We start from the raw sequence: 22324 nt of genomic DNA on the forward strand, positions 1-22324 counted from the left end.
AGCAGGAGAGGAATAATGAAAACGCTGCTGATTATTGACTCCGGTCTCGGACAGGCTCGCGCCTATATGGCGAAGACCCTGCTGGGAGCGGCGGCGAACAAAGCACATCTGGAAATGACCGATAACCCGGGCGACGCTGAACTGGCGATTGTGCTGGGTGATAAGGTCCCGGCTGACAGCGCGCTGAACGGCAAAAAAGTGTGGCTGGGCGATATTAATCGCGCGGTGGCACATCCGGAACTGTTCCTGAGCGAAGCGAAAGGTCACGCGTCTGTCTACAGCGCACCGGTTGCAGCGGCGCCGGTTGCTGCCGCGGGCCCGAAACGTATTGTGGCGGTGACGGCCTGCCCGACGGGCGTCGCACATACCTTTATGGCGGCTGAAGCAATTGAAACCGAAGCGAAAAAACGCGGCTGGTGGGTAAAAGTTGAAACGCGTGGCTCGGTGGGCGCGGGCAATGCCATCACCCCGGAAGAAGTGGCGGAAGCCGATCTGGTGATCGTTGCGGCGGATATCGAAGTGGATCTGGCAAAATTTGCCGGGAAACCGATGTACCGCACCTCTACCGGCCTGGCGCTGAAGAAAACTGCGCAGGAGTTTGATAAAGCGCTGGCAGAAGCCACGCCTTATCAGGCTACCGGTGCGGCTAAACCGGCCACCGAAGGGAAAAAAGAATCCGCGGGTGCCTATCGTCACCTGCTGACCGGTGTGTCTTATATGCTGCCGATGGTGGTCGCGGGTGGTCTGTGTATCGCGCTGTCATTCGCGTTTGGTATCACCGCATTTAAAGAAGAAGGGACGCTGGCCGCGGCGTTAATGCAGATTGGTGGCGGTTCCGCGTTCGCGCTGATGGTGCCGGTGCTGGCGGGCTTTATCGCCTTCTCCATCGCTGACCGTCCGGGTCTGACGCCAGGTCTTATCGGCGGTATGCTGGCCGTGAGCACCGGCTCCGGCTTTATTGGCGGTATCATTGCCGGTTTCCTGGCGGGTTACGTCGCGAAGCTTATCAGCTCGAAACTGAAGCTGCCGCAAAGTATGGAAGCCCTGAAACCGATTCTGATCATTCCGCTGATTTCCAGTCTGGTGGTCGGTCTGGCGATGATTTACCTGATTGGTAAGCCGGTGGCGGGTATCCTGGCGGGTCTGACCCACTGGCTGCAAACCATGGGCACGGCGAACGCGGTGCTGTTGGGTGCCATCCTCGGTGGCATGATGTGTACCGACATGGGTGGTCCGGTAAACAAAGCGGCCTACGCTTTCGGTGTTGGCCTGCTGAGTACTCAGACCTACGCGCCGATGGCAGCCATTATGGCGGCCGGTATGGTACCACCGCTGGCTCTGGGGCTGGCAACGATTATTGCGCGTCGTAAATTCGACAAAGCGCAGCAGGAAGGCGGTAAAGCGGCGCTGGTGCTGGGCCTGTGCTTTATCACCGAAGGGGCGATTCCATTCGCGGCCCGTGACCCAATGCGTGTTCTGCCTTGCTGTATCGCTGGCGGCGCGGTGACCGGGGCTATCTCAATGGCGATTGGCGCGAAGCTGATGGCACCGCACGGTGGTCTGTTCGTTCTGCTGATCCCGGGCGCCATCACCCCGGTACTGGGTTACCTGCTGGCGATTGTTGCCGGTACGCTGGTGGCGGGGCTCTCTTACGCGGTGCTGAAACGCCCTGAAGCGGAAGTGGTGGCGAAAGCAGCCTAAGCGATAAAACCACAAAAAAGCCGGATCGCGTTAAGCGTCCGGCTTTTTTTATGCCGCCTGTTCAGCGGTCTGCTGCGCCTTCAGCCAGGCGATCTCTTCCGCCCAGATATCCGGATTGATGGTTTCCAGCACCATGGGGATACCATCGAAACGGGCGTCCTGCATGATAAAGCGGAACGCATCATGGCCGATATTGCCTTCGCCCAGGCTGTGGTGGCGGTCTACGCGGCTGCCAAAGGCGCTTTTCGCATCGTTTAAGTGCATCCCGCGCAGATACTTAAAGCCCACCACGCGTTCGAACTCATCGAAGGTGTTTTTTGTGGCCTCGGTTGTGCGCAGGTCATAACCGGCCGCAAACGCGTGACAGGTATCGATACATACGCCCACGCGGGATTTGTCTTCCACGCCGTCGATAATGGCGGCCAGATGTTCGAACCTAAAACCGAGGTTGCTGCCCTGACCGGCGGTATTCTCAATCACCGCAGTCACACCCCGGGTTTTATCCAGCGTGATGTTGATGGACTCCGCAATGCGCGCCAGGCAGGCATCTTCGTCTATCTGCATCAGGTGGCTACCGGGATGGAAGTTCAGCAGCGTCAGCCCAAGCTGCTCGCAGCGCTGGACTTCATCAAGAAACGCCTCGCGGGACTTCTCAAGGGCTTCTTCGACCGGATGACCGAGGTTGATCAGGTAACTGTCGTGGGGAAGGATTTGACCCGGCCCGTAGTGGTATTTCTCACAGGCGGCTTTAAAATCATCAATCACTTCAGCGGTAAGTGGTGCGGCGCGCCACTGACGCTGGTTTTTGGTGAACAGGGCGAAAGCGGTCGCCTCAATTTCGGCGGCGCGAATGGCGGCATTCGCAAGGCCACCAGCAGCGCTGACGTGCGCTCCAACGTATTTCATAAAGGACTCCTGTTAACCCGAAATGCGTATCATAGCGGGTTAACAGGAGAAGGATGTAGTGGTTTATGCCATCAGGCTGTGGACCACGAGGTTAATCGCGCCGCCACCCACAATCAGCCAGATGAAGAGCACCAGCGCCATCAGCAGCGGTTTTGCACCGGCTTTTTTCAGTGCGCTGACGTGCGTGGTCACCCCCAGTGCCGCCATCGCCATCGCCAGCAGCACGGTATCCAGCGTCACCAGCATATCGACCACCGCTTTTGGCAGCAGGTGGAAAGAGTTGAAAATCGCCACCACGATAAACAGTATCGCAAACCACGGAATGGTGATTTTACTCTTCTGGTTACTGCCCGCTGGCGCAAGCTGTTTCACGCGGGCGGCCAGGATAATCAGGAACGGTGCCAGCATCATGACGCGCAGCATTTTGGCAATCACCGCGGCGTTTTCGGCTTCCGGGTTAATGGCGTGACCCGCCGCCACAACCTGCGCCACTTCATGCATGGTTGAACCAATATAGATGCCATAGGTCTCCGGGCTAAACCAGTGGGCGACCAGCGGGTACATGGCCGGGTAGAGGAAAATAGCCAGCGTACCGAAGATCACTACGGTCGCGACGGCCACCGTGACTTTGCTGGATTCCGCCTTGACGACAGGTTCGGTTGCCAGCACCGCCGCCGCACCGCAAATACTGCTCCCGGCACCGATCAGCCAACTGGTCTGTTTATCCAGACCAAAGATTTTCTGCCCGATAAAGCAGGCCAGTAAAAAGGTACTGGTAAGGGTCAGGACGTCAATGGCGATACCGCTGATGCCGACATCGGCAATCTGCGAAAAAGTGAGGCGAAAGCCGTAAAGAATGATCCCGAGGCGCAGCAGATGCTGCTTGGCAAAAATAACGCCGCCATCACAGGACTTCCAGATATGCGGGTAAACGGTATTACCCACGACCATGCCGAGCAAGATCGCCAGCGTTAAGGCGCTAAAACCAGCACCGGCGACGGCGGGAATGCTGCCGCCCCAGAGTGCCACGCCGGTGACGACCGCGCTGAGGGCAAGACCCGGCACGAAGTGCCACAATGTACGATGATGCTGTAAGGTAATTTCTGACATAACCTTCTCCTTTGTCTGGCTAAAGGTTACGGCGCGCTGGCTTAAAAATAAAATTGATTATATACTTATAATTAATCTATATAAGTGGTAAGCAACCATGCACATTACATTGCGTCAGCTGGAAGTCTTTGCCGAAGTGCTGAAAAGCGGGTCGACGACACAAGCCTCACAGATGCTGGCACTTTCCCAGTCTGCGGTCAGCGCGGCCCTGACCGATCTTGAGGGTCAGTTGGGCGTACAGCTCTTCGACAGGGTAGGGAAGCGGCTGGTGGTCAACGAGCATGGTCGCCTTCTGTATCCCCGTGCGCTGGCGCTGCTGGAACAGGCGACGGAAATTGAACAACTGTTCCGGGAAGAAAACGGCGCCATCCGCGTATATGCCAGCAGTACCATCGGAAACTACATTCTGCCGGAAGTGATTGCCCGCTATCGCCGGGATTTCCCGACCCTGCCGCTGGAGATGAGCGTCGGTAACAGCCAGGATGTAATCAACGCGGTGATCGATTTCCGCGTGGATATCGGTCTTATCGAAGGGCCGTGCCATAACGTCGATATCATTGCTGAACCCTGGCTGGAAGATGAGCTGGTGGTCTTCGCCTCGCCGGCCTCGTCGCTATTGCAGGGGGAGGTGACGCTGGAGCGACTGGCGCAGGCGCAGTGGATCCTGCGTGAGCAGGGCTCCGGTACGCGGGAAATTGTCGATTATCTGCTGCTCTCCCATCTGCCCCATTTCCAGCTGGGTATGGAGCTTGGCAACTCAGAAGCGATTAAGCATGCGGTCCGTCATGGTCTGGGGATTAGCTGTCTCTCGCGGCGGGTCATTGCTGAACAGCTGGAGGCCGGAACGCTGGTTGAAATTCCGCTTCCGCTGCCAAAACTGGTGCGCACGTTGTGGTGCATTCACCATCGTCAGAAACACCTCTCCAGTTCGTTACAGCGTTTTCTGCGCTATTGCGCCATTTAAAAGCGCCCCTCACCCTGGCCCTCTCCCCAATGGGGAGAGGGAAAAATTATGCTTTACTTATAATCCTGGCCGAGTCATGAAGGTCTCTTATAACTCAGTATTTCTGCCGGAAGGAATGCGGATCGTCTGCTACAATCGCGCCTCATTTATTAGATGGACAGCATTTTCACATGGTTTCAGAAATTAAAACCACAGAAGCGCCCGCGCTACGTCGCGAACTCAAGGCGCGTCACCTGACGATGATCGCCATCGGCGGCTCAATCGGTACAGGTCTTTTTGTTGCCTCCGGGGCAACCATTTCGGCAGCAGGCCCGGGTGGGGCGCTTTTCTCTTATATCCTGATTGGCCTGATGGTCTACTTCCTGATGACCAGTCTGGGCGAACTAGCCGCGTACATGCCGGTATCAGGTTCGTTTTCGACCTATGGTCAGAAATACGTTGAAGAAGGGTTCGGCTTCGCGCTGGGCTGGAACTACTGGTACAACTGGGCGGTTACCATCGCCGTTGACCTTGTCGCCGCACAGCTGGTGATGACCTGGTGGTTCCCGGACACGCCAGGCTGGATCTGGAGTGCGCTGTTCCTCGCGGTCATCTTCCTGCTGAACTACATTTCCGTTCGCGGCTTTGGCGAAGCGGAATACTGGTTCTCTTTGATCAAAGTGGCAACCGTCATCATCTTTATCGTCGTCGGTGTGGCGATGATCGTTGGTATTTTCAAAGGTGCAGAACCTGCAGGCTGGAGCAACTGGACAATTGGTGATGCGCCGTTTGCCGGTGGTTTCTCGGCGATGATTGGCGTGGCGATGATTGTTGGCTTCTCCTTCCAGGGAACCGAGCTGATTGGTATTGCCGCCGGTGAATCTGAAAATCCGGAGAAGAACATTCCGCGCGCGGTGCGTCAGGTGTTCTGGCGTATTCTGTTGTTCTATGTGTTCGCGATCCTGATCATCAGCCTGATCATTCCGTACACCGACCCAAGCCTGCTGCGTAACGATGTCAAAGACATCAGCGTCAGTCCGTTCACGCTGGTCTTCCAGCATGCCGGTCTGCTCTCTGCGGCGGCGGTGATGAACGCCGTGATCCTGACCGCGGTACTGTCTGCGGGTAACTCAGGGATGTATGCCTCAACCCGTATGCTCTATACCCTGGCCTGTGACGGTAAAGCGCCGCGTATTTTCGCAAAATTGTCTCGTGGCGGTGTGCCGCGTAACGCGCTGTATGCCACAACGGTCATTGCTGGTCTGTGCTTCCTGACCTCCATGTTCGGTAACCAGACGGTGTACCTGTGGCTGCTTAACACCTCTGGTATGACGGGCTTTATCGCCTGGCTGGGGATTGCTATCAGCCACTACCGCTTCCGTCGCGGCTATGTGATGCAGGGACACGATCTGAACAACCTGCCATACCGCTCCGGGTTCTTCCCGCTGGGGCCGATTTTCGCCTTCATTCTGTGTCTGATTATCACCCTGGGCCAGAACTATGAAGCGTTCCTGGCGGACACCATTGACTGGGGCGCCGTCACGGCCACCTACATTGGTATTCCGCTGTTCCTGGTGATCTGGTTTGGTTACAAGCTGATGAAAGGAACGCACTTCGTTCGCTACAGTGAAATGGAATTCCCGGAACGATTTAATAAATAAACCGCACTTCCTCTCTTTTAGCCCGCTCATTTGAGCGGGCTTTTTTATGGGGGATTAGAAGCTGTACGTCATGCCGACGGTATAGCGGCGGCCGTCGAGTACGGTGTCGTAGGTATCGTAATCAATCTGCTTATCAAGCACGTTGTAAACGCCGGCGGTGACCAGCAGGTTTTTATTCGCGTTATAGCGCAGACCGACATCAACCTGGGTATAGGACGGTGTGCCCTGAGACATTGAGGTACGGCTCAGGTATTCAGACGTTTTACCGCGCAGGTTCAGACGGCTCCAGAACCCGACATCCGGCGTGGCCTGCCAGTCGAGGGTGGTATTGAACATGTGCTTCGGCATTTTGTTCAGCGGCTTGCCAGAGAATTGGCCACTTTTCTGCTCCGATTCCGTGTAGGTGTAGTTGGCGGTCCAGTTCACATCACGGGTAATTTTCCAGCCGAAGGTGGATTCCACACCGCGCATGTTCGCTTTGTCCACATTGACGCGGTCGCTGACGAAATCATAGGTGTGATTACCAATGGTGCAGGCAGGATCGGCGCTGCTGTTACAGCGGCGCACTTCGGTGATCTTATCCTTGAAGTCGGTATTGAAAAGCGTCACGCCGGCATTCAGATTGTCGCTGTTATCCCAGAGCAGGGCGATCTCTTCGCTCAGGCTCTTCTCCGGTTTCAGATCCGGATTGCCGACAATGATGCCATCAAGACGTCCACCGCCCGTTGCCTGGCCCCAGCTGGCTGAAGACTGACGCAGGTCCGGCGCACGGTAGCCAGCGGAGACGCCACCTTTTAGCGTCCACTGATCGGCCAGATGCCACACGCCATAGCCGCGTGGCGTCCAGTTGGTGCCGTAGTTTTGGTCTTTATCCATCCGCAGACCACCGGTCAGCGTAAAGCTGTCGGTCATCGCCCATTCATCTTCGGCAAATAGCGCCCAGCTCCAGCGCGTCAGTTTGTTGAGCCCATCAGCGGCTTGCAGCTGGTTGCCGTTATCGCGCAGTTTCTCATAACGATACTGCCCGCCGAGGGTCAACGTATGGTCACCCAGGAAGATCTGGTTCTGGTTGTTGAACGTCGTGTTCCAGGATCGCATGTTGCGATCCGGGTTGTTGGTCTCTTCCTGCTGAATGTAGCTGGTGGTATTGAAGTCGCTGTAATAGCCGTTATGGGTTAATGCGTACGTCGTATGCTCGTAGCGCGTCTCACTCTTTGTGTTCGGCTTGCAGGTGTTGCCGCGGCAGGTTTCTGTCGCTTTGGACATGCCTGGCGTGCTGTTTCTGTCCTGAAGTTCACGGGCAAAATCGAGATCGAAATCATTCTGCTCGTCCGGGGTAAAGTTCAGTGTAATGCCGCCGTTACGCATCTTCTGCTCGTTATACCCGTTGACGATTTTATCTTCCGCGCGGCGTGACAGCAGTCCCGTCACTTTTGCCCCCAGCAGGCCGTCAATCAGTGGGCCCGAAGCATAGGCGTTGGTCTGGAAAATATCGCCGGAATCATTGTTTTCCTGGAACGTGGCATCGCCATGTAAAGAGCCGGTCCAGGCTTTGGTATTCGACACTTTTTTGGTGATCACGTTGATCACACCGCCCATGGCGTCCGAGCCATACAGCGATGACATCGGGCCGCGGATCACTTCGATGCGTTCGATGGACTCCAGCGGCGGCAGCCAGCCTTGTTCAATACCCGCGTTATCGCTGTTTGGGCGCGTGCTGCGGGTACTGATACGTTTGCCGTTGACCAGGAACAGCGTGTACTGGGAAGCCATGCCGCGAATGCTGACATCGCTGCTGCTGCCCCCACCGGTGACGACCACGCCCGGTACATCTTTCAGCGCATCGGTGACGTCGCGGTACGCTTTGTCTTCAATTTGCTGTTTCGAAATTACGGATATCGAGGCGGGGGCATTCTGGATCTTTTGTTCAAACCCGGTGGCAGTGACGACAACGGTGTCCTGTTCGGCTGCGTGAACGACGTGGGGAAGTGTGGCGATGCCAACGGCGATAGCCAGTGCCTTAACGCGAGGTATAGTCATTTTGTACATTCCGTATAAATGAAAAAAACTCCATCGGGATAATCCTGATAACGCTATGTCTTTGTCTTGTAAGAACGCTTTGTGATGGAGAAGAGGCTCGAATTGTACAAAAGAATGTAGATTTGTAAACACAAATGATAATCGAAATCATTTGTGTTTGATGTGAAGGGCAGACTACTGAGGTGATTCACTCCGATGGCAGGGTATGCCCGGCACGCAGAGCGTCACCGGGCGAGAAGGGGATTTACCCGAACAAATGCTCCGCATGGAAACGGAGATGATCCTCAATAAAGGAGGCGATGAAGTAATAGCTGTGGTCATAGCCTGGCTGAATGCGCAGCGTCAGCGGCCAGTCCTTCTGACGTGCGGCTTCAGCCAGCACGGCAGGTTGTAATTGCCCTGCCAGGAACTGATCCGCATCACCTTGATCGACAAGCGTCGGGATCGCACTTCCTGGCTGGCTCGCCAGCATCAGGGCGCAACTGTCCCATTCCTGCCAGCGTTGCGCGTCATCGCCCAGATAATTTGTAAAGGCTTTCTGCCCCCACGGTACCTGGGTGGGGTTCACAATCGGCGCAAACGCGGACACGCTGGTGTATCTGCCCGGGTTTTTTAGCGCCATGATCAACGCGCCGTGCCCACCCATAGAATGCCCGCTGATGGCACACCGGTTGCTTACCGCAAACTCACGCTGGATCAGCGCTGGCAGCTCGTCGGCAATGTAGTCGTACATGCGGTAATGGCTTGCCCACGGCTGCTCGGTGGCGTTCAGATAGAACCCGGCCCCTTTGCCCAGATCATATCCGGCATCGTCCGCCACCTCATCGCCACGCGGGCTGGTGTCTGGCATCACCAGGGCGATACCCAACTCGGCTGCCACACGCTGCGCGCCTGCTTTAGTGGTGAAGTTCTCATCGTTACAGGTTAACCCCGAGAGCCAGAACAGAACCGGGGGCTTAGCACCCTCATCAGTGGGCGGCAGGAAAATGCTGAACGTCATGGCACAGTTCAGTACGGCGGAGTCGTGGCGCCAGCGCTGCTGTCGACCTTCAAAACAACGATGCTCTTCGAGCAGTTCCATGCAGGGCTCCTTAATGCGAATTGCTATTCATTCAGTCCATAATACAGAGTTTTCATTTACCTGTGAGCAACTTTCACTTTCGCAAGACAGCGAGATACTGCATCATAAATTTACTTTTTGTTAACAACTGGAGCGGTCATGGCGCTGCGAATTGCGCTCAGTGGATTTGTGGTTCTGGTGGTGGCGATGGGGATTGGGCGCTTCGCGTTTACTCCACAGGTGCCGCTGATGATTGCCGCCGGGCAACTCACGCTCACCAGCGCAGGTCTGGTGGCGGCGATGAACTATCTGGGCTATCTGGTGGGCGCATGGGATGCGATGCGCGCCCATCGCTTTGTTGAAACCCGCCTCTGGCTGGGCATTACTGGCGCGGTGGCGCTGACGCTGCTTTCCGCCGCGGCAGATAACGCGCTGGTACATGGTCTGCTGCGCTTTGTGATTGGCTGCATGAGCGGCTGGTCGATGGTGTTGATTGCCGCCTGGACCAACGAGCGGCTGGGGCAACTGGGTAAACCGGGCCTGAGCGCGGCCGTGTTTGCCGGGCCGGGTGCTGGTATCGCCCTGAGCGGATTGCTTGCGGTTTATATCCAGGCGAAAGCGTTATCGGCCGGGGCTGCATGGCAGATCTACGGCGTGCTGGCGCTGGTGCTTATCGCATTGATTGCCCGCTATTTACCGCGTGCCGGGCAACTTCACCGGCCGGGCAGTGCGCCTGAACCATTGATTCTGACGCAAGATTTAAAGCGCCTGGTCTGGAGCTACAGCCTGGCCGGGTTTGGCTACATCCTGCCTGCGACGTTCTTATCGCAAATGGCGGCCGTGCGTTTCCCCGGTAGCCTGTTTGCACAGTTTGTCTGGCCGATCTTTGGCATCGCCGCTGTGGTGGGCATCGTGCTCAGCATCGTTTTGCGTCACACCTCTACCTCGAACCGCAGGCTGGCTATCGTGCTGTGGTTACAGGGGGCGGGCGTGCTGGCGGCCTGGCTACTGCCGGGGATTGGCGGTTTGCTGACGGGCGGTCTGCTGGTGGGGGGCGGATTCCTGTGTGCCGTTCAGCTCTCTTTACTCTACGGGCGCGAGCTGGCACCCGAACATACCCGCTACATGGCGGGGCTGCTGACCACCGGTTACGCCATTGGCCAGTTAGTGGGGCCGATGACCTCAGCGTTATCCACCTGGCTTACCCACAAGCTTGAGCCTGCACTGGGGCTGGCAGGCGTGGCGCTGTTCATTGGCGGCGCGCTGGTGTGGAACCGTCAGGCTGAAAGGCAACAGCAATTGCAATAATTATCGTCGTGAATACTGGATTATGTGCGCCGCCTCACGCACAATGAGCGCACACTTTTGCCACAACGAGGGCAGAAGACGCCACACCTGCAGGAGAAAAGAATGTCATCACTCAGTAAAGAAGCGGCCCTTGTCCACGAAGCCCTGGTTGCGCGCGGTCTTGAAACGCCACTGCGTCCACCCGTTCAGGAAGTGGATAATGAAACCCGTAAACGTCTGATTGCCGGGCACATGACCGAGATCATGCAACTGCTGAATCTCGATCTGAGCGACGACAGTTTGATGGAAACGCCGCATCGCATCGCAAAAATGTATGTCGACGAAATTTTCTCCGGCCTGGATTACGCCAACTTCCCGAAAATCACCGTCATTGAAAACAAAATGAAGGTGGATGAGATGGTCACGGTGCGTGATATCACGCTGACCAGCACCTGTGAACACCACTTTGTGACCATCGACGGTAAAGCGACCGTGGCTTACATTCCAAAAGATACGGTGATTGGTCTGTCCAAAATCAACCGTATCGTGCAATTCTTTGCCCAACGCCCACAGGTGCAGGAGCGTCTGACGCAGCAGATCCTGACCGCGCTGCAAACGCTGCTGGGCACCAATAATGTCGCGGTCTCCATTGACGCGGTTCACTACTGCGTGAAAGCGCGCGGTGTGCGTGATGCCACCAGTGCGACCACCACGACGTCGCTGGGCGGTCTGTTTAAATCCAGCCAGAACACCCGCCAGGAGTTCCTGCGCGCTGTGCGTCACCACAACTAATCAGACAGGGCAGGGACCATGGAGCGAAACGTCACGCTCGATTTTGTTCGCGGCGTCGCCATTCTCGGTATCCTGCTGCTTAATATCAGCGCCTTCGGCTTGCCGAAGGCCGCCTATCTCAACCCGGCCTGGTATGGCGACATCAGCCGCAGCGATGCCTGGACCTGGGCGATCCTCGATCTCTTTGCACAGGTGAAATTCCTCACCCTGTTTGCGCTGCTGTTTGGTGCTGGCCTGCACCTGCTGCTCAAACGCGGCACCCGCTGGATACAATCACGTCTGACGCTGCTGGTTCTCCTTGGCTTTATTCACGGCCTGTTCTTCTGGGATGGTGATATTCTTCTCGCCTATGGATTGGTCGGGCTGATTTGCTGGCGGCTGATCCGCGACGCGCACAGCGTAAAAAGCCTGTTTAATACCGGCGTCATGCTCTATGTCATGGGGCTTGGCGTACTGCTGTTGCTGGGTATGATTTCCGGCGAGGCGACCAATCGCTCGTGGATACCGGACGCCGCCAACCTGCAGTATGAGCAGTTCTGGAAGCTAAAAGGCGGTGCGGAAGCGATAAGCAACCGTGCGGATATGCTGGGCGATAACCTGCTGGCGCTGGGTGCGCAATACGGCTGGCAACTGGCGGGGATGATGCTGATGGGCGCATCCCTGATGCGTACCGGCTGGCTGAAAGGGGAATTTAGCCTGCGCCACTACCGTCGCACAGGGGCTTTGCTGGTGCTACTGGGGGTGGCGATCAATCTCCCGGCGGTGATCGCGCAGTGGCATCTTCACTGGGATTACCGCTGGTGCGCTTTCCTGCTGCAGGTTCCGCGCGAGCTCAGTGCCCCGTTCCAGACCATCGGCTACGCCGCGCTCATCTATGGCTTCTGGCCGCAGCTCTCCCGTCTCTGGATTGTCAGTGCTGTTGCCTGCGTCGGCCGCATGGCGTTAAGCAATTATCTGCTGCAGACTCTCATCTGCACCACGCTGTTCTACCGATTTGGCCTGTTTATGAAATTCGACCGCCTTACGCTGCTGGCGTTTGTTATTCCGGTCTGGATGGTAAACCTGACGTTTTCGGTTATCTGGCTACGCTATTTCCGCCAGGGGCCGCTGGAGTGGGGGTGGCGTCAGTTAACCGCAAAAGCGTCAGGCGTTTCATTGAGTAATACATCCAGATAACGATCTGGATCACAATCATTAACAAAACGGATGTAACCGTTTTCATCCGTGTGAGCTTCTTCACGTAGTCCCTTTTCTCTCGCTGCCAAAATAGCCACCTTGCTAAACACAGGGGGTGTCTGTGAGTTGCTGCAATCCTTTTAAGGATGGTGAATATGATCACCATTCGTGACGTCGCCCGTCAGGCGGGCGTTTCTGTGGCTACCGTCTCTCGCGTGCTAAACAATAGTGCGCTGGTCAGCCCTGAAACCCGTGAAACCGTGATGAAAGCCGTGACCCAACTGGGTTACCGGCCCAATGCTAACGCGCAGGCGCTGGCTACCCAGGTCAGTGACACCGTGGGCGTGGTGGTGATGGACGTGTCGGATGCGTTTTTTGGGGCGCTGGTTAAAGCGGTGGATGTTGTCGCCCAGCAGCACCAGAAGTATGTGCTGATCGGCAACAGCTATCATGAAGCAGAAAAAGAGCGCTATGCCATCGAAGTGCTGATCCGCCAGCGTTGTAACGCGCTGATTGTCCATTCAAAAGCCCTGAGTGATGAAGAACTTGCCGGATTTATGGAGCAGATCCCTGGCATGGTACTGATCAACCGTATTGTGCCCGGCTATGCCCACCGCTGCGTAGGGCTGGATAACGTGAGTGGCGCGATGATGGCCACGCGTATGCTGATTAATAACGGGCATCAGCGGATCGGATATCTGGCGTCCAGCCACGCGATTGAGGACGATGAACTGCGTCGCGAAGGCTGGCAAAACGCCCTGAAAGAGCACGGCATTGCGCCTTCTGAAAGCTGGGTAGGTACCGGCACACCGGACATGCAGGGAGGGGAGGCGGCGATGGTCGAACTGCTGGGCCGCAACCTGCAGCTCTCTGCGGTGTTTGCGTACAACGACAGCATGGCCGCCGGGGCACTGACCGCGTTAAAAGATAACGGCATTGCGGTGCCACAGCATTTATCGTTGATCGGTTTTGATGATATTCCCATTGCCCGTTACACCGACCCGCAGCTGACAACGGTACGCTATCCCATTGCCTCAATGGCCAAACTGGCGACAGAGCTGGCGTTACAGGGCGCGGCAGGGCAGCTGGATCCGGGGGCAACTCACTGTTTCATGCCGACGTTAGTGCGTCGTCATTCGGTCTCTGCCCGGCAAATTGTGGTTCCGATCACTAACTGATAAAGCGAGCTGATGTAACCGTTTTCAATCTGTGAGTAAATTCACAGTATCTTAACAAGGCGCTGACTATGATGTCAGCGTTTTAGGGGCTGAAACGCTATGTAACAGTGATTATTCACTTTCACTATAGCCAACGTGCCGCAAACAACGAATAAAACGCATTTCTGGAGCGTTACCGAACACGGAAGATAGAAATTTTATAAGTGAACTTCGGCTGTCAGTAACGTTTTATTAACATCTGCCCGCCGATCGTTTTTCACAAGAACTACCCTGCATAAAAAAAACCGGAGATACCATGAATAAGAAGGTGTTGACTCTGTCTGCTGTAATGGCAAGCATGCTTTTTGGTGCTGCAGCGCACGCTGCGGATACCCGTATTGGTGTGACTATCTATAAATACGACGACAACTTCATGTCTGTTGTGCGTAAAGCGATCGAGAAAGATGCTAAAGCAGCGCCAGATGTTCAGCTGCTGATGAATGACTCCCAGAACGACCAGTCCAAACAGAACGACCAGATCGATGTTCTGCTGGCAAAAGGCGTGAAAGCACTGGCAATCAACCTGGTTGACCCGGCTGCTGCAGGCACAGTTATTGAGAAAGCGCGCGGCCAGAATGTGCCAATCGTCTTCTTCAACAAAGAACCTTCCCGTAAAGCGCTGGACAGCTATGACAAAGCGTATTACGTCGGTACTGACTCCAAAGAGTCCGGTATTATCCAGGGCGATCTGATCGCGAAACACTGGGCGGCCAACCCGAACTGGGATCTGAACAAAGACGGCCAGATCCAGTTTGTGCTGCTGAAAGGTGAACCGGGCCACCCGGATGCTGAAGCGCGTACCACTTACGTTGTCAAAGAGCTGAACGACAAGGGCCTGAAAACCCAGCAGCTGGCCTTAGATACCGCAATGTGGGATACCGCTCAGGCGAAAGACAAAATGGACGCGTGGCTGTCTGGTCCTAACGCGAACAAAATTGAAGTGGTTATCGCTAACAACGACGCGATGGCTATGGGTGCGGTAGAAGCCCTGAAAGCACACAACAAATCCTCTATCCCTGTGTTCGGCGTGGATGCGCTGCCAGAAGCCCTGGCACTGGTGAAATCGGGTGCGATGGCCGGTACCGTGCTGAACGATGCCAATAACCAGGCGAAAGCGACCTTCGATCTGGCGAAAAACCTGGCCGACGGTAAAGGTGCAGCGGATGGCACCAACTGGAAAATCGACAATAAAATCGTTCGCGTACCTTACGTGGGCGTAGACCAGTCCAACCTGGCTGAGTTTATCGGTAAATAAGATAGTTAGTCATGTCTCCACAGGGCGCAACATGTTGCGCCCTTTTATAACGCGATATGCGAGGCCAACAAGGTATAATTATGGTCAGCACAACTACTCAGTCGTCCGGTGAATACTTGTTGGAAATGAACGGCATCAACAAGTCGTTTCCCGGTGTTAAGGCACTCGATAATGTTAATTTAAAAGTTCGTCCCCACTCTATTCATGCGTTAATGGGGGAAAACGGGGCAGGTAAATCAACATTATTAAAATGTCTTTTTGGGATCTATCAAAAAGATTCTGGCAGTATTCTTTTTCAGGGGAAAGAGATCGATTTCCATTCAGCAAAAGAAGCACTGGAAAACGGTATCTCAATGGTTCACCAGGAATTGAACCTGGTACTGCAACGTTCGGTAATGGATAATATGTGGTTGGGTCGTTATCCCACCAAAGGTGTTTTTGTCGATCAGGACAAAATGTACCGTGACACCAAAGCCATTTTCGATGAGCTGGATATTGATATCGATCCGCGCGCCCGCGTGGGAACATTATCCGTCTCACAAATGCAGATGATCGAAATTGCCAAAGCGTTCTCCTATGATGCGAAAATTGTCATCATGGATGAACCGACATCGTCATTAACGGAAAAAGAGGTTAACCACCTTTTTACCATTATTCGTAAGCTGAAAGAGCGCGGCTGCGGCATTGTTTATATCTCCCATAAAATGGAAGAGATCTTCCAGCTGTGTGATGAGATAACCATCCTGCGCGACGGCCAGTGGATAGCCACCCAGCCTCTGGAAGGGCTGGACATGGACAAGATCATCGCCATGATGGTAGGTCGTTCCCTGAACCAGCGTTTCCCGGATAAAGAGAACAAGCCAGGCGAGGTGATCCTTGAGGTCCGTAACCTGACCTCGTTGCGCCAGCCCTCCATTCGCGATGTCTCCTTCGACCTGCACAAGGGCGAAATTCTGGGCATTGCAGGCCTGGTTGGGGCAAAACGTACCGATATCGTCGAAACCCTGTTTGGTATTCGCGAGAAAGCCGAAGGCACCATCACGCTGCACGGTAAGAAAATTAACAACCACAACGCCAACGAAGCCATTAATAATGGTTTTGCGCTGGTAACGGAAGAGCGTCGTTCAACCGGTATTTATGCCTATCTGGATATTAACTTTAACTCGTTAATTTCTAATATTCGCAACTATAAAAACAAAGTTGGACTGCTGGATAATTCCCGCATGAAGAGCGATACCCAGTGGGTTATTGACTCCATGCGCGTAAAAACGCCAGGTCATCGTACGCAAATTGGTTCGTTGTCGGGTGGTAACCAGCAGAAAGTCATTATCGGTCGTTGGTTATTAACGCAGCCAGAAATTCTGATGCTGGATGAACCGACCCGTGGTATTGACGTCGGCGCGAAGTTTGAAATTTATCAGCTGATTGCCGAGCTGGCGAAGAAGGATAAAGGGATCATTATCATCTCTTCCGAAATGCCGGAATTGTTAGGGATCACGGACCGTATTCTGGTTATGAGCAATGGTCTCGTTGCCGGTATTGTTGACACGAAAACGACAACGCAAAACGAAATTTTGCGTTTAGCGTCTTTGCACCTTTAAGATCAGGGGCTCCTCATGAGTGCGTTAAATAAAAAAAGTTTTCTCACTTATCTGAAAGAAGGCGGTATTTACGTTGTTCTTTTAGTATTGCTGGCCATTATCATTTTCCAGGACCCTACGTTCTTAAGTCTGCTGAACCTGAGTAACATTCTGACTCAGTCTTCCGTGCGTATTATCATCGCGCTGGGCGTGGCGGGGCTTATCGTCACCCAGGGGACTGACCTTTCCGCGGGGCGTCAGGTCGGTCTGGCGGCGGTGATCGCGGCAACCCTGTTGCAGTCGATGGAAAACGCCAACAAGGTGTTCCCGGAAATGGCGACCATGCCCATTTTCGTGGTGATCCTGATTGTCTGTGCCATCGGTGCGGTGATTGGTCTGATTAACGGTATTATCATCGCTTACCTGAACGTGACGCCCTTTATCACCACTCTGGGCACGATGATCATCGTTTACGGCATCAACTCCCTGTACTACGACTTCGTCGGCGCGTCCCCTATCTCGGGCTTCGACAGCGGCTTCTCGACCTTTACGCAAGGCTTTATTGCGCTGGGCAGCTTCCGCCTGTCGTACATCACCTTCTACGCGCTGATTGCGGTGGCTTTCGTCTGGATCCTGTGGAACAAAACCCGCTTCGGTAAGAACATCTTCGCCATCGGGGGTAACCCGGAAGCAGCGAAAGTGTCCGGCGTGAACGTGGCCCTGAACCTGCTGATGATCTATGCGCTGTCCGGTGTGTTCTACGCCTTCGGCGGGATGCTGGAAGCGGGCCGTATCGGCTCTGCCACCAACAACCTCGGCTTTATGTACGAACTGGATGCGATTGCCGCCTGCGTGGTGGGTGGGGTCTCCTTCAGCGGCGGCGTGGGCACTGTGCTCGGCGTGGTCACCGGTGTGATCATCTTTACGGTCATCAACTACGGTCTGACCTATATCGGCGTGAACCCATACTGGCAGTACATTATTAAAGGCGCCATTATCATCTTCGCGGTTGCGCTGGATTCACTGAAATACGCCCGCAAGAAATAATCGCTTCTCGCATTATCTGGCCCGCTCACCGAGCGGGCTTTTTTTATGTCTCACGCCAGCGCCGATTCCTGCCCGGTGACAATACTTTCAAACCAGTCGAGCTCCGCGAGTTTGCACGCGACCCACTGGTGTGAAAACGCCTCGCCCAGGCTGTCGATGAGATACTGGCAGCGGGCAAATTCTTCAATGGCCTGTTGCTGGAACAGCGGCAGTACCGGTTCATCATGCTGCGGTGCGGGTAAATCCTTTTCGTCGAAATTTTCCAGCCCGTACAACATGCCGGTCAGGATGGTCGCCGCCACCAGATACGGGTTGGCATCAGCCCCCGCCAGCCGATACTCAATGCGGCGGTTGCTCTCGTCCGAGCAGGGGATGCGTAGCGCGGCGGAGCGGGTGTTATAGCCCCAGGAATTGAATAACGGCTCAGTGAGGTTTTTACGCAGGCGGCGAAACGCGTTTACGCCGGGTGCCAGAATGGCGACGGAGGCGGGCATCAGCGCCAGCTGGCCCGCAATGCATAAGCGCATCATGCTGTTCAGTTCATCCACCGGCGAGGCAAACATATTTTCGCCGTGAATGTTATTCAGGCTGAAATGGAAATGCAGACCGCTGCCGGATTGCTGGCTAAAGGGTTTCGCCATAAAGTTGGCCTGCAGGCCGTGCTTCTCTGCCACAAAGCGGGTTAAGCGTCGCAGGGCCAGCACGTTATCGCACATCTCAACCACGTGATGGCTGTGCTTGAGGTTTAATTCGAACTGACCGGATTCGGCCTCGGCCACGATCCCGGTAAGGGGAATACGCTGCAGGTGTGCCAGTTGTTCCAGTTCGTCAAATAGCGCGGTGTGTGCCGTTGAGGTATCCAGATGAAAGCAGCCCTGATTCTGCGGATCCTGTGGGCCTCTGCCGGTGAGATAGAACTCAATCTCCGGGGCAATCACCGGGTAGAGACCATGCTGGTGAAAGCGGGCCAGGACGTTCTGCAGTATCACGCGTGGCTCAAGTGAACAGGGGGCTCCATCGCTCTCTTTCATCGTTAGCAGGATCTGTGCGTTGTGCTGCGGATCGTGTGAAGAGGGGCGCAGGGAGCCCGCTACCGGAACACAAAAACGGTCTGGCTCATCATCAAGCGCGGCAGCTATCTTTCCTTTCTGGTCCATCGAATAGACAGAGAGGGGAAAATAACAGCCCTTTTCAAGGCTCAGCATGTTCTCCACCGAGAGTCGCTTGCCGCGCATGATGCCATTGATATCGTTGAGGTAAACGTCAATATGTTTTGTCTGCGGGTAACGCGCCAGATAATCCGCCACTTCCACCGACACGTTATGCTGCAAGGCATCCAGCTTTTCATCAAGCCACAGCCCAGAATTCAGCGCGGTCGGGAGGGATAAACCCGGGAAGTTAAAATATGGACGGATACTTTTCAGGAAAAACGCATTCATTATCGAGTTCATAGTCATTCTTCAATGAAGCCGTAGCGGCAGTGAACTCAGCATAAAAGGGCAGGCGTAAAGGTCGGATAAAAAGCGTGGCGCCTGGCGTAAAGAAACGATAAAAGCGGGCTACTTTTTCTCTTTCTTCTGGATCTCAGGCAGCTGTTCCGGGGTGACGGCCGGGTAGCCCTGTGCATCTTCAGGCACTTCATGCATGGCCGGAATCGGCACCAGTGGACCTAAAAAGCGCGGTTCACGTTTGAAGATATAGAGGTCAGCCAGCGCCCCAAAGCGGGCGCCAAACTCGCGCACGCGTACGCTCAGCATATCTTTTGGCGATGGCACGGCGTAACACTGCGCCTGAATGCCCATGTGCAGCGCGATAAACAGCGCACGTTCGCAATGGAAGCGCTGGGTGATGATGATGAAGTCGTTGGTATCGAACACTTTGCGCGTGCGCACGATGGAGTCGAGTGTGCGGAACCCGGCGTAGTCGAGCACGATATCTGCCGGATCAACGCCGGCGGCAATCAGGTCTTTACGCATGGTGACTGGTTCGTTGTAGCTTTGCAGCGCGTTATCGCCGCTTAACAACAGGTAATTGACCTTACCGCTGTTGTAGGCATTGAGCGCGCCCTGAATACGGTAGCGGTAATACTGATTGATAACACCGGTGCGGTAATACTTTGCGGTGCCGAGCACCACGCCAACCTGGCGGTAGGGGAGATCCTGCAGATCGTCAAAAATGTAGGGGGCCGTTTTCCAGCTCATCCAGCGGTCGAGACCCAGCACGATCAACAGCAGTATGCCGACCAGGACAGACAGGCTGTAAAAAACGCGCTTTAACATGCAGATGGCTCGTACCGAAGGTGAAATTTAACTCAGGCTACTGTACCCGTCTGGTTAGCGCAAGAAACAGCGCATCAACTGAGGGCTTTTTCAGCAAACTGGCGGGCATTTCTGCCCGCCGGATGGATCACGCCAGTAATACACGCTCGATTGACGAGCAGCCCAGCGCTTTCAGGGTGGCGGCGGTAGCATCCCACTGAATCAGCGGCGCATCGGCAATTTCTGCCAGAATGGCGCGCTGGATATCCGGGTAGTCGTAGCCGTTGAGGCTCAGCAGGTTCAGTGCGCCCTGCAGCGGTGGCAGCGTTGGGTTAAACGCGGCGTTTTCCGCATAGCTGCCGCTAAAGATACGCCCATCGCGGCACTGCAGTGCCACGCCGCTCGGGGAGTTGCTGTATGGCGTGTGGCTCTTGTTGGCAGCGCGAATGGCTGCCTGGTTCAGGTCATCACCGGACAGCGCATAACCGTGGTCCTGCTCGTCCATTAGCAGGGTTTTGATCTCAAGATCTTTCGGGCCGAAGGCGTCAGGCAGGTAATCGCCCAGCGTGTGCGGCGCGCGACCCGGCAGATTGATGCGCAGTTGCAGCCCGCTGTTCAGTTCATTCATAAACTGACGACAGTGGCCGCACGGGGTGTAGTTTACGGTAATGGCGCTCAGGGCTTTTTCGCCACGCAGCCAGGCGTGGCTGATGGCGCTCTGTTCCGCATGAACAGTCTGCTGCATGGTTGCGCCCAGGAACTCCATGTTTCCGCCGAAGTACCAGGTGCCGCTGACGCCACGCGCGATGGCACCCACGTTAAAGTGGGACAGATCGGCACGCGCACAGGCGGCAGCCAGGGGGAGCAGTGCGAAAGCCAGCGCGTCTTCGTCTAGATCCGTTGCCTGTTTCAGCGTGGTGATCTGCTCAGCGGTGAGCAGGGCGGGGAAATGCTCATCCGCCAGAATCGGGGCCAGAGCTGATTGCAAATTCTCTGCAAGCCGGGCGAAAGCCGCTTGAAAACGTGGATGCATGGCGTTTGCCTCATAAAGGTTAATGGATCGGTAGTGTACGGAGCCGTCAGGGCTTTATTTGTGATCCACTTCTCATTATGTATGCAACTTATGAAAACAAAATGAAATTTGCGCGACGCATCGCAAATTTTAGCCCATCACCGCCAGAATAATGGGGAAAATGAACGGCGCCATCAGCGAGGTCATGATTCCGCAGATCACCAGTGCCAGCGAGCTGAATGCCCCTTCCTGGTAATCCAGCTCCGCACAGCGGGCGGTGCCCAGCGCGTGCGACGCGGTACCCATCGCCAGACCGCGTGCGGCTTTGGTGTGAATGCGCATGACATTGAGCAGGGTATGGCCGAACACGGCCCCAAGAATACCGACGAAGATCACGCACATGGCGCTGATGGCCGGAATACCACCGAGGCTGCCGCCCACGGCCATGGCGATAGGCGTGGTCACCGATTTCGGCAGAATAGAGGCGGCAATTTGCGCAGAGGCCCCCATCAGCAGTGCGACTGAAGTACCGGTGATCATCGCCACCAGGCTCCCCACAAAACAGATGGTAATAATGGATTTCCAGCGGGCGCGGATCTGGTGTAGCTGTTCATATAAAGGAAAGGCGAGCGCGACCACGGCGGGTTGCAGCAGGTCGTTTAAAATTTTGCTGCCGGCAAAGTAGCGTTCATAAGGAATACCGGTAAGCAGCAGGAACGGGATAATCACCACCATCGCCACCAGCAACGGGTTAAGCAGCGGCATCTTGAACCGGGCGGCAAGTTTGCGTGCCGCGAAGAACACCGCCAGGGTTAATGGCAGCGACCACCAGATATTAGCCATCATTGTTTTGTTCCTTTCTGTCCAACCACTTTGCGTTCGCCATGCACCAGATGCGAACTCCAGCTCACCACCAGGAAAACCACCAGCGTACTGACCGCGCAGGAGACGACGATCGGGCCGAACTGCGCCTTGAGCAAATCAAAATACTGCATTACACCGACACCAATCGGCACGAACAGCAGCGCCATATAGCGAATGAGGACGAAGCAGCCAGGGTTGACCCATTTCGCCGGCAGAATTTGCAGGGCCAGCAGAACAAAGAGGATCAGCATGCCGATGATGCTGCCTGGAATGGTGATAGGAAGCAGGGAAGCGATGAAAATCCCGGCGTACAGGCAGGCGTAAATCAGCACGAATGCGCGCAGATATTGCCAGATAATGTTTAATGATTTTCTCATGGTTAAAATCCTTGCTGAAACGCATTCATCATACAATT

19 protein-coding genes are annotated in these 22324 nt (G+C 55.2%); 10 read left to right on the forward strand and 9 right to left on the reverse strand.

Annotated elements, in window-relative coordinates; translation table 11 throughout:
• Positions 1–15 precede the first annotated feature (15 nt).
• On the forward strand, positions 16–1701 hold the full coding sequence (fruA, locus tag ACTJJI_RS08295) for a PTS fructose transporter subunit IIBC (protein ID WP_014832701.1): 1686 nt from the start codon (positions 16–18) through the stop codon (positions 1699–1701).
• A 48-nt stretch (positions 1702–1749) separates the two neighbouring features.
• Here fruA and nfo read toward each other — a convergent pair whose 3' ends face one another.
• Both nfo and ACTJJI_RS08305 read right to left on the reverse strand, forming a co-directional pair.
• Positions 1750–2607 carry a deoxyribonuclease IV gene (gene nfo / locus ACTJJI_RS08300; RefSeq protein ID WP_440653601.1) on the reverse strand — a complete coding sequence of 286 codons (858 nt, stop codon included), beginning with the start codon at positions 2605–2607 and terminating at the stop codon, positions 1750–1752.
• A gap of 63 nt (positions 2608–2670) precedes the next feature.
• Entirely contained in the window at positions 2671–3717 is a 1047-nt protein-coding gene (locus ACTJJI_RS08305; protein ID WP_014832699.1) for a YeiH family protein, read from the reverse strand.
• A 97-nt stretch (positions 3718–3814) separates the two neighbouring features.
• On the opposite strand from ACTJJI_RS08305, the gene yieE reads away from it, so the two are divergent.
• Both yieE and ACTJJI_RS08315 read left to right on the forward strand, forming a co-directional pair.
• Complete coding sequence (gene yieE, locus ACTJJI_RS08310; protein ID WP_014832698.1) at positions 3815–4681, forward strand: DNA-binding transcriptional regulator YeiE; 867 nt, start codon at positions 3815–3817, stop codon at positions 4679–4681.
• Positions 4682–4851: 170 nt separating this feature from the next.
• The gene (locus ACTJJI_RS08315) at positions 4852–6321 is read left to right on the forward strand and encodes an amino acid permease (protein WP_014832697.1); all 1470 of its coding nucleotides are present in this window, start codon (positions 4852–4854) and stop codon (positions 6319–6321) included.
• A 54-nt stretch (positions 6322–6375) separates the two neighbouring features.
• On the opposite strand, the gene ACTJJI_RS08320 is transcribed toward ACTJJI_RS08315, so the two are convergent.
• Entirely contained in the window at positions 6376–8361 is a 1986-nt protein-coding gene (locus ACTJJI_RS08320; protein ID WP_440653602.1) for a ligand-gated channel protein, read from the reverse strand.
• 244 nt (positions 8362–8605) lie between these two features.
• Positions 8606–9442 (reverse strand): S-formylglutathione hydrolase, encoded by an 837-nt coding sequence (gene fghA, locus ACTJJI_RS08325; RefSeq protein ID WP_063412497.1) that lies wholly within the window; start codon positions 9440–9442, stop codon positions 8606–8608.
• Between the two features lie 138 nt (positions 9443–9580).
• Between fghA and ACTJJI_RS08330 the strand changes: the two genes are divergently transcribed.
• From ACTJJI_RS08330 to mglC, 7 genes are all read left to right on the forward strand, one after another.
• Entirely contained in the window at positions 9581–10729 is a 1149-nt protein-coding gene (locus tag ACTJJI_RS08330) for a YbfB/YjiJ family MFS transporter (protein ID WP_046888315.1), read from the forward strand.
• Between the two features lie 102 nt (positions 10730–10831).
• The gene (gene folE / locus ACTJJI_RS08335) at positions 10832–11500 is read left to right on the forward strand and encodes a GTP cyclohydrolase I FolE (protein ID WP_013097957.1); all 669 of its coding nucleotides are present in this window, start codon (positions 10832–10834) and stop codon (positions 11498–11500) included.
• Positions 11501–11518: 18 nt separating this feature from the next.
• Positions 11519–12676: a DUF418 domain-containing protein YeiB gene (gene yeiB, locus ACTJJI_RS08340; protein ID WP_014832693.1), complete on the forward strand. Its 1158-nt coding sequence runs from the start codon at positions 11519–11521 to the stop codon at positions 12674–12676.
• 155 nt (positions 12677–12831) lie between these two features.
• Complete coding sequence (gene galS, locus ACTJJI_RS08345) at positions 12832–13854, forward strand: HTH-type transcriptional regulator GalS (protein WP_014832692.1); 1023 nt, start codon at positions 12832–12834, stop codon at positions 13852–13854.
• A gap of 295 nt (positions 13855–14149) precedes the next feature.
• Positions 14150–15148, forward strand: coding sequence for a galactose/glucose ABC transporter substrate-binding protein MglB (gene mglB, locus ACTJJI_RS08350; RefSeq protein ID WP_014832691.1), 999 nt, complete (start codon positions 14150–14152; stop codon positions 15146–15148).
• Positions 15149–15228: 80 nt separating this feature from the next.
• The gene (gene mglA / locus ACTJJI_RS08355; protein ID WP_014832690.1) at positions 15229–16749 is read left to right on the forward strand and encodes a galactose/methyl galactoside ABC transporter ATP-binding protein MglA; all 1521 of its coding nucleotides are present in this window, start codon (positions 15229–15231) and stop codon (positions 16747–16749) included.
• Positions 16750–16764: 15 nt separating this feature from the next.
• A complete protein-coding gene (gene mglC, locus ACTJJI_RS08360) occupies positions 16765–17775 on the forward strand; it encodes a galactose/methyl galactoside ABC transporter permease MglC (protein ID WP_013097952.1) in 1011 nt (336 codons plus the stop codon).
• Between the two features lie 50 nt (positions 17776–17825).
• Here mglC and ACTJJI_RS08365 read toward each other — a convergent pair whose 3' ends face one another.
• The 5 genes from ACTJJI_RS08365 to ACTJJI_RS08385 all read right to left on the reverse strand — a co-directional run bounded on the left by ACTJJI_RS08365 (position 17826) and on the right by ACTJJI_RS08385 (position 22286).
• Entirely contained in the window at positions 17826–19214 is a 1389-nt protein-coding gene (locus ACTJJI_RS08365) for a glutamine synthetase family protein (protein WP_440653870.1), read from the reverse strand.
• 120 nt (positions 19215–19334) lie between these two features.
• Positions 19335–20054 carry an outer membrane permeability protein SanA gene (sanA, locus tag ACTJJI_RS08370; protein ID WP_014832688.1) on the reverse strand — a complete coding sequence of 240 codons (720 nt, stop codon included), beginning with the start codon at positions 20052–20054 and terminating at the stop codon, positions 19335–19337.
• Positions 20055–20181: 127 nt separating this feature from the next.
• Positions 20182–21066 carry a cytidine deaminase gene (gene cdd / locus ACTJJI_RS08375; RefSeq protein ID WP_047361062.1) on the reverse strand — a complete coding sequence of 295 codons (885 nt, stop codon included), beginning with the start codon at positions 21064–21066 and terminating at the stop codon, positions 20182–20184.
• Positions 21067–21195: 129 nt separating this feature from the next.
• Positions 21196–21891 carry a CidB/LrgB family autolysis modulator gene (locus ACTJJI_RS08380; RefSeq protein ID WP_014832686.1) on the reverse strand — a complete coding sequence of 232 codons (696 nt, stop codon included), beginning with the start codon at positions 21889–21891 and terminating at the stop codon, positions 21196–21198.
• Complete coding sequence (locus ACTJJI_RS08385; protein ID WP_023619766.1) at positions 21888–22286, reverse strand: CidA/LrgA family protein; 399 nt, start codon at positions 22284–22286, stop codon at positions 21888–21890. The genes ACTJJI_RS08380 and ACTJJI_RS08385 overlap by 4 nt, the downstream gene beginning before the upstream one ends.
• Between the last annotated feature and the right edge of the window lie 38 nt (positions 22287–22324).

The sequence above is a fragment of the Enterobacter sp. 22466 genome (assembly GCF_052044775.1).
Lineage (GTDB): Bacteria > Pseudomonadota > Gammaproteobacteria > Enterobacterales > Enterobacteriaceae > Enterobacter > Enterobacter dissolvens.

What these genes read in the sequence shown, in the direction of transcription:
- fruA (WP_014832701.1), top strand. Translation starts at nt 16, where the DNA reads ATGAAAACGCTGCTGATTATTGACTCCGGTCTCGGACAGGCTCGCGCC.
- nfo (WP_440653601.1), bottom strand. Translation starts at nt 2,607, where the DNA reads ATGAAATACGTTGGAGCGCACGTCAGCGCTGCTGGTGGCCTTGCGAAT.
- ACTJJI_RS08305 (WP_014832699.1), bottom strand. Translation starts at nt 3,717, where the DNA reads ATGTCAGAAATTACCTTACAGCATCATCGTACATTGTGGCACTTCGTG.
- yieE (WP_014832698.1), top strand. Translation starts at nt 3,815, where the DNA reads ATGCACATTACATTGCGTCAGCTGGAAGTCTTTGCCGAAGTGCTGAAA.
- ACTJJI_RS08315 (WP_014832697.1), top strand. Translation starts at nt 4,852, where the DNA reads ATGGTTTCAGAAATTAAAACCACAGAAGCGCCCGCGCTACGTCGCGAA.
- ACTJJI_RS08320 (WP_440653602.1), bottom strand. Translation starts at nt 8,361, where the DNA reads ATGACTATACCTCGCGTTAAGGCACTGGCTATCGCCGTTGGCATCGCC.
- fghA (WP_063412497.1), bottom strand. Translation starts at nt 9,442, where the DNA reads ATGGAACTGCTCGAAGAGCATCGTTGTTTTGAAGGTCGACAGCAGCGC.
- ACTJJI_RS08330 (WP_046888315.1), top strand. Translation starts at nt 9,581, where the DNA reads ATGGCGCTGCGAATTGCGCTCAGTGGATTTGTGGTTCTGGTGGTGGCG.
- folE (WP_013097957.1), top strand. Translation starts at nt 10,832, where the DNA reads ATGTCATCACTCAGTAAAGAAGCGGCCCTTGTCCACGAAGCCCTGGTT.
- yeiB (WP_014832693.1), top strand. Translation starts at nt 11,519, where the DNA reads ATGGAGCGAAACGTCACGCTCGATTTTGTTCGCGGCGTCGCCATTCTC.
- galS (WP_014832692.1), top strand. Translation starts at nt 12,832, where the DNA reads ATGATCACCATTCGTGACGTCGCCCGTCAGGCGGGCGTTTCTGTGGCT.
- mglB (WP_014832691.1), top strand. Translation starts at nt 14,150, where the DNA reads ATGAATAAGAAGGTGTTGACTCTGTCTGCTGTAATGGCAAGCATGCTT.
- mglA (WP_014832690.1), top strand. Translation starts at nt 15,229, where the DNA reads ATGGTCAGCACAACTACTCAGTCGTCCGGTGAATACTTGTTGGAAATG.
- mglC (WP_013097952.1), top strand. Translation starts at nt 16,765, where the DNA reads ATGAGTGCGTTAAATAAAAAAAGTTTTCTCACTTATCTGAAAGAAGGC.
- ACTJJI_RS08365 (WP_440653870.1), bottom strand. Translation starts at nt 19,214, where the DNA reads ATGAATGCGTTTTTCCTGAAAAGTATCCGTCCATATTTTAACTTCCCG.
- sanA (WP_014832688.1), bottom strand. Translation starts at nt 20,054, where the DNA reads ATGTTAAAGCGCGTTTTTTACAGCCTGTCTGTCCTGGTCGGCATACTG.
- cdd (WP_047361062.1), bottom strand. Translation starts at nt 21,066, where the DNA reads ATGCATCCACGTTTTCAAGCGGCTTTCGCCCGGCTTGCAGAGAATTTG.
- ACTJJI_RS08380 (WP_014832686.1), bottom strand. Translation starts at nt 21,891, where the DNA reads ATGATGGCTAATATCTGGTGGTCGCTGCCATTAACCCTGGCGGTGTTC.
- ACTJJI_RS08385 (WP_023619766.1), bottom strand. Translation starts at nt 22,286, where the DNA reads ATGAGAAAATCATTAAACATTATCTGGCAATATCTGCGCGCATTCGTG.